The organism is Shewanella profunda (genome assembly GCF_023283765.1).
Lineage (GTDB): Bacteria > Pseudomonadota > Gammaproteobacteria > Enterobacterales > Shewanellaceae > Shewanella > Shewanella profunda.
The window spans coordinates 1-748 of the sequence record NZ_JAKILG010000117.1 but is presented as its reverse complement, the minus strand read 5'-3'; the positions used below and the strand labels follow the sequence as shown (position 1 = coordinate 748).

Here is a 748-nt window from a genome sequence, read left to right as displayed (position 1 = left end):
ACTAGCTCGCCAACGCTTTTCGCAAGTTACTACGTCCTTCATCGCCTCTGACTGCCAAGGCATCCACCGTATACGCTTAGTCGCTTAACCATACAACCCAAATGAGTTTCACTCACCTGCGCCGCATTGCGACCAGCTTGGTTTTACTTGTCTCACTTCTGACCAAAGAAGTGGACGCGCCTTAGACGTAAACTATGCAACTAAGCATAATTTACTTTTGAATATTCAAGACACTTAATAAAGTGTTTGAGAACTCATGTTCAATGCTTTCGCATTAAACGTTTTGTAATTAATTACATGACAGACTCATGCAATTAAATACTATCAGCTTTCCAAATTGTTAAAGAACGGGCTTAAAAAAGCCAAAGATAATTTTTCAGTTTATCTTTGGCATCTCTATCCATAATGCATATGCCTTATTACTTTGCAATAAAGTCAAAATAAGGTGTAAATGGTGGAGCTATGCGGGATCGAACCGCAGACCTCCTGCGTGCAAGGCAGGCGCTCTCCCAGCTGAGCTATAGCCCCATTTACATGCAGTGCGAGTAACTAAGATGTTCCAAACCTCTTAAAGGATTGGTTTGCCAAATCGAATTGAGACAAGGCGTAAACGACGATGTTTACAACGCAGTATCAAGAAGATTTGGTGGGTCAGAGTGGACTTGAACCACCGACCTCACCCTTATCAGGGGTGCGCTCTAACCAGCTGAGCTACAGACCCATCTTATTGATAAATCTACAACCATCC

At 42.6% G+C, this 748-nt stretch carries 2 tRNA genes and 1 rRNA gene; all 3 read right to left on the bottom strand.

Annotated elements, in window-relative coordinates:
• Nucleotides 1-90, bottom strand: a 23S ribosomal RNA gene (locus L2744_RS21510); the annotation flags it as partial.
• Between the two features lie 362 nt (nt 91-452).
• A tRNA-Ala gene (locus L2744_RS21505) sits at nt 453-528 on the bottom strand.
• Between the two features lie 116 nt (nt 529-644).
• Nucleotides 645-721, bottom strand: a tRNA-Ile gene (locus L2744_RS21500).
• Between the last annotated feature and the right edge of the window lie 27 nt (nt 722-748).